At 66.6% G+C, this 13,121-nt stretch carries 13 protein-coding genes; 7 read left to right on the top strand and 6 right to left on the bottom strand.

Annotation, left to right across the window (positions count from 1 at the left end; all coding sequences use genetic code 11):
• Positions 1–8: 8 nt before the first annotated feature.
• The 4 genes from AC1DNE_RS00465 to AC1DNE_RS00450 all read right to left on the bottom strand — a co-directional run bounded on the left by AC1DNE_RS00465 (position 9) and on the right by AC1DNE_RS00450 (position 3,868).
• Entirely contained in the window at positions 9–869 is an 861-nt protein-coding gene (locus AC1DNE_RS00465) for a TIGR01459 family HAD-type hydrolase (protein ID WP_441469934.1), read from the bottom strand.
• Positions 869–1,807 carry a sugar kinase gene (locus tag AC1DNE_RS00460; protein WP_441469935.1) on the bottom strand — a complete coding sequence of 313 codons (939 nt, stop codon included), beginning with the start codon at positions 1,805–1,807 and terminating at the stop codon, positions 869–871. The genes AC1DNE_RS00465 and AC1DNE_RS00460 overlap by 1 nt, the downstream gene beginning before the upstream one ends.
• Before the next feature lie 127 nt (positions 1,808–1,934).
• A complete protein-coding gene (locus AC1DNE_RS00455; protein ID WP_441469936.1) occupies positions 1,935–3,179 on the bottom strand; it encodes a coiled-coil domain-containing protein in 1,245 nt (414 codons plus the stop codon).
• A gap of 101 nt (positions 3,180–3,280) precedes the next feature.
• Positions 3,281–3,868: a DUF1134 domain-containing protein gene (locus AC1DNE_RS00450; protein WP_441469937.1), complete on the bottom strand. Its 588-nt coding sequence runs from the start codon at positions 3,866–3,868 to the stop codon at positions 3,281–3,283.
• A 472-nt stretch (positions 3,869–4,340) separates the two neighbouring features.
• Here AC1DNE_RS00450 and AC1DNE_RS00445 point away from each other — a divergent pair, with 472 nt between their 5' ends.
• Entirely contained in the window at positions 4,341–4,721 is a 381-nt protein-coding gene (locus AC1DNE_RS00445; protein WP_441469938.1) for a YHS domain-containing (seleno)protein, read from the top strand.
• Between the two features lie 6 nt (positions 4,722–4,727).
• Here the strand turns inward: AC1DNE_RS00445 and AC1DNE_RS00440 are convergent, their stop codons facing one another.
• A complete protein-coding gene (locus tag AC1DNE_RS00440; RefSeq protein ID WP_441469939.1) occupies positions 4,728–5,561 on the bottom strand; it encodes a 3'(2'),5'-bisphosphate nucleotidase CysQ family protein in 834 nt (277 codons plus the stop codon).
• Between the two features lie 126 nt (positions 5,562–5,687).
• On the opposite strand from AC1DNE_RS00440, the gene chpT reads away from it, so the two are divergent.
• From chpT to AC1DNE_RS00410, 6 genes are all read left to right on the top strand, one after another.
• Positions 5,688–6,329: a histidine phosphotransferase ChpT gene (gene chpT / locus AC1DNE_RS00435; RefSeq protein WP_441469940.1), complete on the top strand. Its 642-nt coding sequence runs from the start codon at positions 5,688–5,690 to the stop codon at positions 6,327–6,329.
• A 92-nt stretch (positions 6,330–6,421) separates the two neighbouring features.
• Positions 6,422–9,028: a hybrid sensor histidine kinase/response regulator gene (locus AC1DNE_RS00430; protein ID WP_476765008.1), complete on the top strand. Its 2,607-nt coding sequence runs from the start codon at positions 6,422–6,424 to the stop codon at positions 9,026–9,028.
• Positions 9,025–9,522: a chemotaxis protein CheW gene (locus AC1DNE_RS00425; RefSeq protein ID WP_476765007.1), complete on the top strand. Its 498-nt coding sequence runs from the start codon at positions 9,025–9,027 to the stop codon at positions 9,520–9,522. Before AC1DNE_RS00430 ends, AC1DNE_RS00425 begins: the two co-directional genes overlap by 4 nt.
• A 30-nt stretch (positions 9,523–9,552) precedes the next feature.
• Entirely contained in the window at positions 9,553–9,918 is a 366-nt protein-coding gene (locus tag AC1DNE_RS00420) for a response regulator (protein WP_038359309.1), read from the top strand.
• A 73-nt stretch (positions 9,919–9,991) separates the two neighbouring features.
• Positions 9,992–11,104 carry a chemotaxis-specific protein-glutamate methyltransferase CheB gene (gene cheB / locus AC1DNE_RS00415; RefSeq protein WP_476840870.1) on the top strand — a complete coding sequence of 371 codons (1,113 nt, stop codon included), beginning with the start codon at positions 9,992–9,994 and terminating at the stop codon, positions 11,102–11,104.
• Positions 11,101–11,988 carry a CheR family methyltransferase gene (locus tag AC1DNE_RS00410; RefSeq protein ID WP_476765005.1) on the top strand — a complete coding sequence of 296 codons (888 nt, stop codon included), beginning with the start codon at positions 11,101–11,103 and terminating at the stop codon, positions 11,986–11,988. Before cheB ends, AC1DNE_RS00410 begins: the two co-directional genes overlap by 4 nt.
• Before the next feature lie 164 nt (positions 11,989–12,152).
• Here AC1DNE_RS00410 and ctrA read toward each other — a convergent pair whose 3' ends face one another.
• Positions 12,153–12,854 (bottom strand): response regulator transcription factor CtrA, encoded by a 702-nt coding sequence (gene ctrA, locus AC1DNE_RS00405; protein ID WP_265055836.1) that lies wholly within the window; start codon positions 12,852–12,854, stop codon positions 12,153–12,155.
• Between the last annotated feature and the right edge of the window lie 267 nt (positions 12,855–13,121).

Genomic DNA, 13,121 nt, shown 5'->3' with positions numbered 1-13,121 from the left:
CGGGCTGCTCAGGCCAGAGCGCCCATCGCCGCGATCGGCCGGACCGGCAGCCCGTCCAGCACCCTGGCGAGCCCGGAAGGGTCGACCTCGCCGCCGTGCATCGTCTCGTCGCGATGGATGCCGCCGGCGATGAACAGGCTGTCGAAGCCCATCAGCCGTGCGCCGGCGAGATCGGTCCTGACGGCGTCGCCGATCACCAGAACCTTGCCGGGCTCGACAGTGCGGCCGCCGCGCGCCTCGGCGGCGGCTGCGAGCGCGAGGTCATAGGCCGGGCGATAAGGCTTGCCGGCCCAGGCGACCGTGCCACCCAGCTCCTCGTAGATCGTCGCAAGCGAACCGGCGCAGGGCAGCAGATCCTCGCCGACATGCACGACGAGATCGGGATTGCCGCAGATGAAAGGCAGGCCGCGCCGGGCGAAGCCCTCAAGCAGCGGCCGGTACTGTTCCGGCGTCTCGTTGCGGTAATCGTTGAGTTCGGTCGCCACGACGATGTCGGCCTGTTCCTCGCCAACCAGCTCGACATCGAGCCCGGCGAAAACGGCCCGGTCGCTCTGCCAGCCGATATGGTAGACGCGCTTGTGATGGCTCTCCGCGATCAGCGCCCGCGTGACATCGCCGGACGTGACGAGCCGGTTCCAGGCCTCGCGCGGCACGCGCTTGGTGTCGAGCAGCCCGGCCACCTGCTCGGACGGTCCGGGAGCGTTGGAGAGCAGCGCAACCGTTCCGCCGTGCTCGCGGAAGGCGATCAATGCCTCGCAGGCCGGCTCCAGCGCCCAGAGCCCGTCATGGACGACGCCCCAGACATCGCTGATCAGCACATCGTAGCGGGCGAGCAGATCGCCCGCGCGCTTCAGGATCGGAACGGTCATCAGCTCTTGGCCTCGGCAATGATGCGTGCTTCGACCTCGGCCCGATGCGGCAGGGGCGCAACGGCACCATATCCTTGCGTCGACAGCGCCGCGGCGACATTGGCATAGGCGCCCGCCGCGAAGGCATCGCCCGTGCGCAGATATTCCGCGAGGAAGGCGCCGTCATAGCAATCGCCTGCCCCGGTCGCGTCGATGGCATCGACCTTGATCGGACGGAAGCGCTCGCGCCGGACCGGTGTCGCGACGAGTGACCCCTCATGGCCGAGCGTCAGCGCCACGACCCGCGCGCCGAGGCCGAGATAGAAATCGACAATGGCGTCGGGGTTGTTGAGCCCGGTCAGCTGCGTCGCGTCGTCAAGCCCGGGCAAGACGATGTCGGCCATGGCGCAAGCGGCGTGGATGATCGCCCGCGCGCGGGTCAGCGGCCAGAGCTTAAGGCGCAGATTGGTGTCGTAGGCGGTCAGCACGCCGGCCTTGCGGGCCGTCTCGAAGGCCTCGAACACGGCGTCGCAGGCCCCGGCCGAAATGGCCTGGCTGATGCCGGAGGCCTGGATGATGCGGGCCGAGCGGATGAGATCGCGCGGCAGGTCGCGCGGGCCATAGAGGCTCGCGGCCGAACCGGCCCGCAGATAGGAGAAGACATGGCCGGACGGGCCGTGATCGACGAAGTAGAGGCCCGTCGGCGCCGTCGGATGCGTCGCGACATGGGCGTCGTTGACACCCTCGCGCTTCCACAACGCCCGGATCGAATGGCCCGCGCTGTCGTCGCCGAGCGCCCCGAGATAGCCGACCGACATGCCCTGCCGGGCCGCCGCAACCGCACAATTCGAGGTGTCGCCGCCATGCCCGAACAGGAAGGCCCCGGTCTCGGCCCGGGTGGCGTTGAACTCGCCGAGCGGCTCGCCCAGGCACAGAAGATCGATTTGGCTGTCCGTCACGATTCAAAACCATTCGGGTGAGGTCGGCGCGCCAGGAGGCGCGGCCTTCCTAAAGCATCGGGCTGAAAAGAGGAAATCGCTTTTCGAAGCGATCCGGACCACACGAATGGGTGCGGTATGTGCAGCGCTACTCAGCAGCCTCGCGTTTCGGCGAAAGACTCATCAAGCGGTCGGCCAGCCGGACGATCTCCTCGCGCAAGGCCGCATTCGACTGTGCGCCCGATGCCGCTTTGCGCAGATTCGACATTTCGCCCAGAAGCTGGCTCCGGTCTTCGCGGGCCTGGCTGAGCGCGCCTTCCAGCGTCTGAAGCTCGGCGTGCAGAAGCTCGATCTGACCTTCTCGTTCGCGCTGGCTGTCCTGCAAGGCGGTTATCTCTTCCTGTTTGCGCTGGCGCAGATCGGCCAGCTCGTCCTTCGCGACCACCAGGGCCTGTTCAAGGCCATCCGCCCTGCCCTGCAAGGCTTCATGGTCGGACCTCGTCTGCTCCAGCCGTGCGCCGAGCTGCTGCGCCTCGACGGCGGCCGCGCTGGCGCGCGCATCGGCTGCCGCCAGCCCAGCCTCGGCCTGCTCGGCCCGGGCGGAGAAAGCGCCGGCGCGAATCTGTTCGCCGTCACGCTCGCCCGTCATCGCTTTCAACGACGCCTCGCTGCGGGCCAGCCGATCCTCGACGCCCGCCAGTCTCCCGGCAAGCTCGTCGCGCTTGCCCTGGAGAACCATGATCCGGGTGCGGTCCTCTACCAGCGCCACGCGCAGCTTCTCATGCTCGTCGCGGATCGCCGCCAATTCCGTCTCGCGTTCGGCAAGGAGCTTCTCGATCCTTCCGAGCGTCTCGCGCTCCCGCGCGAGCTCGCCGTCGCGCATACTCAGATCGGCGCCGGTGCCGGTCAGAGCCTGCCGTGTCTCCGCCAGGTTCTGCTCCAGGCTCGCCAGATCGGCGAGCCGCTTCTCCAGCGCCGCGGCCGTTTCGCCATGGCCCGCCTGTTCTTGTTCGAGGGTTCTTCGCGTGTCGCCGAGCTCGGCCCGGGTCGTCGCGAGTACGCTTTCCAGTTCTGCAATCCGCGTGTCGCGCTCGCTGCGCTCGCGCTCCAGCCGGCCGATCGTCATGTCCCGGCGGCCGAGCTCCTGCATCGCCCCGGCCTTGGCGGCAAAGCCACGCTCGGCCTCCTGCTCGACGGAACGCATGCGCAGGGCGAATTCGGCGCGCAGATGGTCACGGTCGGCTGCGATCTCTCCCAGCGAGAGCGGGAAGGCTGCCTCGGCCCGCTTGCGCGCCAGCCGATCGGCACGCCGGGCGAGCGCCGGCACCGCGGCCAGCGCGAGCAGCGCCGCACAAAGGAAGCCGAGCGCGAACAGCATGGCGGCTTCGATCAAGACCCAGCACTCCCGAACGAGGCGTGGACACAGGCTATGGCCGAATCTGCCACGCCCGCGCCGCCAAGGCCAGTTCTAGTCACCCGCTCGAGGTCGGGAGGCTAGAACGGATTCCACGTCGCCTGCGGCGTGAACTTGAGGTAGCCGAGATTGACGCCGAGCCGCCAGCCGACGCCGGTGCGGATCGGCACGACGGTGATGCCCTCAGCCGTCATGGCGGTGAAACCGAAGCCGCCGATGAAATAGGCCGAGCCGTCGACGCCGGCGAAGCGCTGGTAGAGCGCATCCACCGCCGGCAGGTTATAGACCAGCATCATCGTGCGCGCGCCTTCGCCACCGAAGTCGAAGCCGATCGAAGGCCCCTGCCAGAACACCCTGCGGTCGCCGGCATTGCGGGTGTAGAGCTGGCCCTCGCCGAAGCGCAGCCCGCCGACAAAGGCGCCGGCGGCTTCCTGGCCGAGCACGTAGCCATTGGGCTCACCCCAGCGCCGCACGGCCTCCTCGATGGTGAGCGCGAGACCGCGCGACACGTTGCCGAAGAACTTGTGGCCCGACGAGACCAGCTCGTTCTGCGAGAAGGAGCGCTGCTCGTTGTAGTTCTGTGCGAACGCCGGGGCGGACAGGCCGGTGAGGCCCGTTCCGGCTACGGCGAGACCGCCCTTGATGAGACTGCGGCGGGTCTGGTTCATATGCTAGATCTCCGGACAGTGAGTCCGGCGAAGCCGGACGCCAGAACGGTTTGATCGCCCGGCCTCGCGACGCCGGATCCGGTTGCGGGGCAACCTGTTCCGGACGCGTGCGATGCAGGCCAGACGGCGGGCCGATTCTGGGCTGTCCGCCGTTCGCGCAGGCGTCGAAAAAGCAACGCCTAGCGAATACGAATCAATTCGGTAACCAGTTTGATACGCCGTAAATCTATCCAAGGCGTGAAAATTCCGGAGAGCCGAGCGGCCCTGGATTGCGGGATTGCGAGGATTTGCCGGGATGAAGGCCGCAACAAGGCAACGCTGCAGCGCGACCTGCACCGGCGTTGCCCTTCTCTTCCTTGCCGTCTCCGTGACATCTGCCAACACCACGTCAGCCGAGCCGGTTCTTCCGGCTTCGTCGGGAGCACCGGGACTGCCGACCGGGCTGCCTTCCCTGCCTTCGCTGGGCGAAGTGATGCAGCGCGACCTGCGCACCGGCCTGGCCATCAATGGCTTTGACCCGGTGTCCTATCGCTTCGGCAGCAGGCCTTCGGCCGGCCTCCCCGAGCACGAGCTCATCCACGAGGGTGTGGTCTGGCGCTTCGCCTCACAGGCCAATCTCGAGGCTTTCCGCGATGCACCGGGCATCTACGCGCCCGCTTTCGCCGGCTTCGACCCGACGGGCGTTGCCAATGGCGTCGCCGTCGACAGCGACCCCGGCCAATACGCGATCATCGGCTCGCGGCTGTTCCTGTTCCGCTCGGCGGAAAACCGCCAGCGTTTCCTGCAGGACGCGGCGCTCCTGGCCCAAGCCGAAGATCGCTGGAAATCGGTGCTGCGCGTCGTCGCCCGCTGAGAGCTCTCAGCAACCGGTATCGCCGGCGATGGCACGCCGCGCCAGCGCCTCGCTCGACGCCGCCACGAAAGGCGGATTGCGGAACTGCCGTTCGCTCACGCCGTAATGCGGCAAGGCGCCGTCAAGCGTCAGCACCACTCCGCCCGCCGCCGAGAGAATGGCGTCGCCGGCTGCGATATCCCACTCCATGGTCTGGCCACAGCGGACATGGAGATCCGCCTCGCCCGAAGCGATCATCCCGAACTTCACGGCCGACGAGACCGGGATGCCCTTGTTGCAGCACATCGACGCGGCAATGCCGTCGCTGCGGCCATCGCCGTGAAAGCGACTGACCAACGCCACCGGCCCGTCGCTGGGCAAAGCGCGTACAGCCGCGCGGCGCGCTTCCCCGTGCACGGTTCCGTCGGCCGCGAAATCCTGCACATAGGCGTGCTCGCCGGCGAACCAGAGGCGGCCGATGGCAGGAGCGGCAATCGCGCCCGCGATCGGCCTGCCGTCACGGATCACCGCAATCGCGACGCAGTAGCTGTCGCCGCCGGCCAGGAACTCGCGCGTGCCGTCCAGCGGATCGAGCAAGATGAAAACCTCGCCAGGCGCGACGCTGTCGACCGTTTCCTCGCTGATGACGGGAAATCCCGGGCACAGGCGAGCAAGCGCATCCTTCGCTGCGTGATCGGCAGCCAGATCCGCCGAGCAGACCGGCGAGCCGTCCTGCTTGAGCGTCACATCGCGCGCCGCCCGCTTCGCCAGCAGGACCGTCGCACTGATTCTGGCAGCTTCCGCGAGCTTGCGCCCCAGCCCGTCGCAATCGCGCAGGCGGGGATCGTCACGGCCGATCATGGCGGCCCTTCCTTCGAACATTGGCCCGATATATGGCGATTAACCACATGAAAACCAAGATGGCAGCATATCTGGCGGCATTGCCGCCCTACCCTCGGCGCATCGCCATCCCAGGATTTCGCCCCCATGACCGCCATCTCGCTCGACTCGCTCGACCTGGCCGCTCTTCTCTGCAGCCGCGTCTGCCATGACGTGATCAGCCCGGTCGGTGCGATTGTCAACGCGCTGGAGGTTCTCGAGGAAGATGATCCGTCGATGCGCGATTTTGCGCTGGAGCTGATCAAGAAGAGCGCCCGCAACGCCTCGGCCCGCCTGCAGTTCGCGCGCCTCGCCTTCGGCGCGGCCGGCTCGGCCGGCGCAATGATCGATCTCGGCGATGCCGGAAACGTCGCCAACGGCTTCCTGAACGACGAGAAGCTTTCGCTCGACTGGGAGGCGCCGCGCGCCCTGCTGCCGAAGAATCAGGTCAAGCTGCTGCTGAACCTGCTGGTCATCGCCGCGCAGGCCGTGCCGCGCGGCGGCAAGCTGATCTCGCGGGCCAGCGTCGAGGGGGAACAGGGCAGCTTCGAGATCAAAGCCACGGGCTCACATGCCCGCATCCCCGCCCATGTCGAGGATCTGCTCGCCGGCAATGCGCCGGGCGGGACGATCGACGCCCATGCCGTCCAGCCGGTCTACACCGGCATGGTGGCACGCGCTGCCGGGATGGAGGTTTCCGTCGCGATCGACGGGGAGACCGTGACCATCAAGGCAGCCAAGGCGGCCTGAAACCGAAATCAGTCGAAGGGCGATCTCAACCGATCATAAACCCTTCTCGTGCTTTGGTTCCTGGAGGGTTTCGCGTTGAGTGATGTTCCTGCATGGACGAGTTGCTGCAAGAGTTCCTGACCGAGACCGGCGAGAACCTCGATACGGTCGATCGGGAGCTCGTCCGCTTCGAGCAGGACCCGAACGACCGGGACATCCTGCGCAACATCTTCAGGCTTGTTCACACCGTAAAGGGAACCTGCGGCTTCATCGGCCTGCCGCGGCTCGAGGCTCTCACCCACGCGGCCGAGTCAGTGATCGGGCAGTTCCGTGACGGCGCAACGGTGAAGCCCACCGCCGTCACCGCCATCCTCGAAACCATCGACCGCATCAAGGACATACTCGCCGAGCTGGCCGAGAAAGGGCTGGAGCCGGAGGGCGACGACGAGACGCTGATCCGCGAGCTGCAGGCTCTGGCAGAGCGAGCCAAGGGCGAACTCAACCACGCGCACCCGGTCGACCAGCCGGTCGATCCCGTCGCCGCCTATCTCGCCCGGCACGGCCAGACCGACGCCACGGCCGCGACTGACGACATCGTCTTTCGCAGCGCGCCAGAGCCGCAGCGGGACCGCAACGGCCGCATCGAGAGCGGCGAAAGTCCCGCACCTTCCGAAGATGTCCCTTCGTCCTCGCGAACCGGCGGCCCCGCGACCCTGCGTGTCAATGTCGACACGATCGAGCATCTGATGACCATGGTCTCCGAGCTCGTTCTGACACGCAACCAGCTCCTCGACGTCTCCCGCCAGCAGGAGGACGCCAAGCTCAAGGCACCGCTGCAGCGCCTCTCGCTGATCACCGCCGAGCTGCAGGACGGCGTGATGAAGACGCGCATGCAGCCGATCGGCAACGCCTGGTCGAAGCTGCCGCGCATCGTGCGCGACCTCAGCGCCGAACTCGGCAAGCGCATCGAACTCGTGACCGATGGTGCGGAAACCGAGCTCGACCGGCAGATCCTCGACCTGATCAAGGACCCGCTCATCCACATGGTCCGCAACTGCGCCGACCATGCGATCGAGCTTCCGGCGGAGCGCCGGGCAGCCGGGAAGCCCGAACAGGGCACGATCCGGCTTTCCGCCTACCATGAGGGCGGCTCCGTCACGATCTCGATCGCGGATGACGGACGCGGGCTCGATGTCGGACGCATCCGGAACAAGGCCATCGCCCGGGGCCTTGCGACCGAAGCCGAGATCGAGAAGCTCGGCGACGCCCAGATCAGCCGCTTCATCTTCCTGCCCGGCTTCTCGACGGCGGATAACGTGACGGCGGTTTCCGGCCGCGGCGTCGGAATGGACGTGGTCAAGGCCAACGTCGATTCGATCGGCGGGATGATCGACGTCGCCAGCCGTCCCGGCCTCGGCACCACCATCACCATCAAGATCCCGCTGACGCTCGCAATCATCTCCGCCCTGATCGTTGTGGCGGGCAATGACCGCTACGCGATCCCCCAGATCGCGGTGCGCGAGCTCGTCCGGGTGAAGGCGGGCGACGACAACCGCATCGAGGAGATCAACGGCGCCCCGGTCCTGCGACTGCGCGGACGCCTGCTGCCGATCATTTCGCTTCCCGAGCTGATGGGCGCGCCCAAGGCCGCGGAAGGTGAAGGCTTCATCGTCATCACCCAGATCGGGGAGCGACAATTCGGAATCCTCGTCGACAGCGTCTTCCACACCGAGGAAATCGTGGTGAAGCCGATGTCGAGCAAGCTGCGCCACATCCCGCTCTTCTCCGGCAATACCATCCTCGGCGACGGAGCCGTCGTGCTGATCGTCGACCCCAACGGCGTCGCCAGCCTGGTCGGCGCGGCCCTGTCGGGCGAGGTGGAAGCGAAGCAGCATGCCGCACCCGCCCATGAGCAAGCGAGCGAGAAGACGACGATGCTCGTCTTCCGGACCGGAGCCGGCAGCCTCCAGGCGCTGCCTCTGTCGTTGGTGACGCGGCTCGAGGAGGTCGATGCCGACCAGTTCCAGCGCGGCGGCGGCCGCACTTTGCTGCACTATCGCGGACGCCTTGTGCCCGTCACGCCACTCGCGGAAACGCAGCTGCGCAGCAAGGGCATCCAGCCACTGGTCATCGTCTCGGACGGCGATCTGACCGTCGCGCTTGCGGTCGAAGCCATCGTCGACATCGTCGAGGACAGTTTCGATCTCGAAATGGCCGCGAGCGGCGAACGCGGCGTGATCGGCTCGGCCATGATCCGGGGCCGTGCCACCGATATCGTCGATCTCGCCCATTACCTGCCTCTGAACGAGCCCGGCTGGTTTGCCGTGCGGCGCAGCTCAGCGCCCTCCGCCCGTGTCCTGCTGATCGAGCCGTCGGATTTCCTGCGGGAAATGCTGAGCCCGATCCTGAAGGCGTCCGGCCACACCATCACCATGGCAGCCGATTTCGACCTCGATCCCTCCGCAGCCGACGAGCCGTTCGGCATCGTCCTGCTCGATCTCGATCGGCAGATCGAAGCGGCCTTCGCCTTCGCCGCTACACTGCGCGCGCGGGCCGGAAGCGAGCGCCTGCGCATCCTCGGCCTCACCACCTGCGCGACCCCCGATCTGCACATGCGCGCCGTACAGGCCGGTCTCGACGATATCGTTGCGAAATTCGATCGCCGGGCCCTGCTGAGCGAGCTGAACGCCGGCGGTGCGGATATGAGGCAAGCAGCATGACCCTTCCCGGACCCGACAAGGCGCGGCAGGCGGCCTCCGCCGGTTTCGGCGATTCGCTCGACTACGTGACGATCCGGATCGGCGAGCAGTTGCTCGGGCTGCCGATCGGGCGCGTACAGGATGTCTTCATCACCGACCGCATCACGCTCGTGCCCCGCGCCCCGAGCGAGATCGTCGGCCTGCTGAATCTGCGTGGGCGCATCGTTACCGCGATCTGCCTGCGCAAGCGGCTCGGCCGGACGGTTCCGGATGCACAGCGGCAAGGCGAGCTGACGGCGATCGGCATCGACCATCGCGGCGAGGCCTACGCCCTGATCGTCGACGCCGTCGGCGAGGTGATCCGGCTGGACCGTTCCACCTTCGAGCCGCTGCCCGTTCATCTCGATCGCGTCTGGACCGCGTTGGCGACCGGCGTTCACCGGCTCGCCGACGAACTCCTCGTCATACTCGATCTCGATGCTGTCCTCGATCTTGATCTTCCCGCCGCGGCCTGAAGCGCGGCCACAGAGTTTTGGAGACAGACCATGAAATATTGCCTCGTCGTCGATGACTCAGCGGTGATCCGCAAGGTCGCACGCCGAATCCTGGAAGGCCTGCAGTTCCGCATCGCCGAAGCCGAGGATGGTGCGCGCGCCATCGATGCGTGCAAGGGCGAGATGCCGGACGCCGTACTGCTCGACTGGAACATGCCGATCATGGACGGCTACGAGTTCCTGCGCACGCTGCGCCAGATGCCGGGCGGCAAGCGGCCGAAGGTCGTCTTCTGCACCACGGAGAACGACATCGCCCATATCGCGCGCGCCATGCACGCGGGCGCCGACGAGTACATCATGAAGCCCTTCGACAAGGAAATCGTGGCGTCGAAATTCCATCAGGTCGGTCTGCTCTGAGCAGTCCGGCGCCGGTTTGGATGCCCGATCTCCGTCGCTCGGCATCGCCGATCCAGCAAGCAGCATGAGCATGATGGCGTCCCGCCCCCTTCCGGCTCCGCCGACCCGGCACAAGACGGTCGTGATTGCCGACGATTCCGTCATCGTCCGCGGGCTTTTCGCCCGCYGGCTGGGGGAAGCCGGCCATTTTCACGTCGTGGCGGTGGCCGGGGACGGAGAGACCGCGGTCGCCCATGCGACCCGCTACAAGCCGGACGTCATGGTGCTCGATCTCGACATGCCGGGCGTCGGCGGGGCAGCCGCACTGCCGCAGATCCTCAAGGAAAGCCCCAATACCGGTGTCCTGCTCGCCGCCACGCTGAACGAGCGCAACACCCGCATCGCGCTCGAATGCATGACCAAGGGCGCGATGGACGTCGTCTCGAAGCCTGACAGCCGCGCCGGCATGACGCTGTCCCTCGATTTCCGCAGCGAGTTTCTGCTCAAGCTCGGCAACATCGCCCATACGGCGGCGCGACCGGGCTCGTTGCCGCCGGAGGTCGACATCGTCGATCTGCCACATGGCGGCCCCGTCAATCTTCGCCCCCTGGTTTCGGTGATGCCGCGCTACCTCGTGATCGGCGCCTCGACCGGCGGGCCGCGCGCTGTCGCCAAGGTGCTCTTCGATATCGGCGAAGGCCTTCACGACCTGACGACGCTGGTCGTCCAGCACATGCCGCCGCTGTTCACGGCGTCGTTCGCCGAGCAGATCGCGAGCCATATCGGCGTTCCGGCACGAGAACCCTTCGACGGCGAACGCCTGGTGCGCGGAACCGTCTACGTCGCACCCGGAGGCCGCCATCTGGGCATCGACCGCCGGCTCGGCCACATCGTCGCACGGATCGGCGACGAGGCGCCGGTCAACTTCTGCCGGCCCGCCGTCGACGTGCTGTTCAACGATGCTGCCCGCCATCTCGGCGCGGCGACGATGGGCCTCGTTCTCACCGGAATGGGCAGCGACGGCACAGAAGGTGCCGGTGCCCTGCGCAAAGCCGGAGCGGCGGTTCTGGCCCAGGACGAGCCGAGCAGCACGATCTGGGGCATGCCGGGCTCGGTTGTCCGTGCGCGCCATGCCAGCACCGTGATCGCGCTCGACGAGATCGGCGCCTCCGTCCGCTGCCTCGTGCGCGGGGTGCAGCCGGCATGACCGAGACCGATTTCGCATTCCTGCGGCTGCTGTTGCAGCAGCGCTCGGGCCTGTCGCTGACCGCCGACAAGCAGTATCTGGCGGAAAGCCGCCTGAGCATCCTGTGCCGCCGGCGCGGCATCGCCGATATCGCGACGCTGATCGGCCAGTTGCGGCTCGGCCGCGATCGCACGCTGGAAAATGTCGTCGTCGATGCGATGACGACGAACGAGACGCTCTTCTTCCGCGACCGCACGCCGTTCGACCTGTTCCGCGACGTGATCCTGCCCGAGCGCATGGCGGCGAACGCTGCCACCCGCTCGCTGCGCATCTGGTGCGCCGCCGTGTCGAGCGGCCAGGAGGCCTATTCGCTGGCCATGATCATCCACGACCTCGCCGACCGCCTTGCCGGCTGGAAGGTCGAGATCATCGGCACGGATATCTCGTCGGAGATTCTCGAGAAGGCCCGCTCGGGCATCTACAGCCAGTTCGAGATGCAGCGCGGCCTGCCGATCCAGATGCTGCTGAAGCATTTCGAGCAGCGCGGCGACAAATGGCAGATCTCGGAGCGGCTGCGCGGAATGGTCGATTTCCGCCACCACAATTTGCTGGAGCGGAACGATCATTTCGGCCGGTTTGACGTGATCTTCTGCCGCAACGTGCTGATCTATTTCGACGTGCCGACGAAGGTGAAGGTGCTGGAATTGCTGACCCCGCGCCTCGCCCCTGACGGAGCTTTCGTGCTCGGCGCCGCGGAAACGGTTCTCGGACTTGCCACCAGGCTGACCTGCGACCCCGAGCATCGGGGCCTTTACCGCCAGGCCGCCCTCGCTCCGCAGCCGCACGCCGCCGCGCCGCTCGGCAACCGCACCTCTGCGCGACCGCTTGCGAGCTGGCGCGCCTGAGCGCCGGACGACCGCAACATCGTCACCATCGACGGTAGGCCAAAACAAAAACCCCGCCTCGCGGCGGGGTCCCGTCGACCTGTCGTGTACATCCGACGATCAGGTCAAAACTTGTATGCCGTCGCTTCGTGACGGCCCGATGACGGACCGGGCGACAGGATGCGTCAGGCCGGGATGCGCTCGTCGACTTCGGAGGGCTCGCGCAGCACATAGCCACGGCCCCAGACGGTCTCGATGTAGTTCTTGCCGTCCGACGCGTTCGCCAGCTTCTTGCGCAGCTTGCAGATGAACACGTCGATGATCTTGAGCTCTGGCTCGTCCATCCCGCCATAGAGATGGTTGAGAAACATCTCCTTGGTGAGCGTCGTGCCCTTGCGGAGCGAGAGCAGCTCCAGCATCTGGTATTCCTTGCCGGTCAGATGCACCCGGGCCGCATCGACCTCGACCGTCTTGGTGTCGAGATTGACGACAAGGTCGCCGGTCGTGATGACCGACTGGGCATGGCCCTTCGAGCGCCGCACGATCGCGTGGATGCGGGCGACCAGCTCGTCCTTGTGGAACGGCTTGGTGAGATAGTCGTCGGCGCCGAAGCCGAGGCCCTTCACCTTGTCCTCGATGCCGGCGAGGCCGGAGAGGATCAGGATCGGAGTCTTGACCTTGGCGACGCGCAGGCTGCGCAGAACCTCGTAGCCCGACATGTCGGGCAGATTCAGGTCGAGCAGGATGATGTCGTAGTCGTAGAGTTTGCCGAGATCGACGCCCTCTTCGCCGAGATCCGTCGTGTAGACGTTGAAGCTCTCGGATTTGAGCATGAGCTCGATGCTTTGAGCGGTCGCGCTATCGTCCTCGATCAGCAGAACCCGCATGTCCACGTCCCCAATTTCGCCCGCAGGGCAGGTTGACCGTTGCTTACGCCCGGACCTTCTCGGCCCTTGACGACGACGCACTTGCCCGATGAAACGCCACGCGACACGCTACAGAGAAACTGGTTAACAAACCGTGATTCCCGAGCGCAAGCGCTTCCTCGGAGAAAGTGAACGATCCTTGTCGAGGTGAGTCGAATTTGACACGGATCGGTGAACTCTCACCCGCGAAAACGCCCTTTCGCGGAGGGATGCTTCGAGAAACGGGGC

This window comes from Allobosea sp. 05L423 (assembly GCF_056397745.1).
The sequence above is the reverse complement of the archived record's forward strand: the minus strand, read 5'-3'. Positions and strand labels throughout refer to the sequence as shown.

Coding starts and splice junctions, on each gene's coding strand:
- AC1DNE_RS00465 (WP_441469934.1), bottom strand. CDS start 869: ATGACCGTTCCGATCCTGAAGCGCGCGGGCGATCTGCTCGCCCGCTAC.
- AC1DNE_RS00450 (WP_441469937.1), bottom strand. CDS start 3,868: ATGAACCAGACCCGCCGCAGTCTCATCAAGGGCGGTCTCGCCGTAGCC.
- AC1DNE_RS00445 (WP_441469938.1), top strand. CDS start 4,341: ATGCAGCGCGACCTGCGCACCGGCCTGGCCATCAATGGCTTTGACCCG.
- AC1DNE_RS00440 (WP_441469939.1), bottom strand. CDS start 5,561: ATGATCGGCCGTGACGATCCCCGCCTGCGCGATTGCGACGGGCTGGGG.
- chpT (WP_441469940.1), top strand. CDS start 5,688: ATGACCGCCATCTCGCTCGACTCGCTCGACCTGGCCGCTCTTCTCTGC.
- AC1DNE_RS00430 (WP_476765008.1), top strand. CDS start 6,422: ATGGACGAGTTGCTGCAAGAGTTCCTGACCGAGACCGGCGAGAACCTC.
- AC1DNE_RS00425 (WP_476765007.1), top strand. CDS start 9,025: ATGACCCTTCCCGGACCCGACAAGGCGCGGCAGGCGGCCTCCGCCGGT.
- AC1DNE_RS00420 (WP_038359309.1), top strand. CDS start 9,553: ATGAAATATTGCCTCGTCGTCGATGACTCAGCGGTGATCCGCAAGGTC.
- AC1DNE_RS00410 (WP_476765005.1), top strand. CDS start 11,101: ATGACCGAGACCGATTTCGCATTCCTGCGGCTGCTGTTGCAGCAGCGC.
- ctrA (WP_265055836.1), bottom strand. CDS start 12,854: ATGCGGGTTCTGCTGATCGAGGACGATAGCGCGACCGCTCAAAGCATC.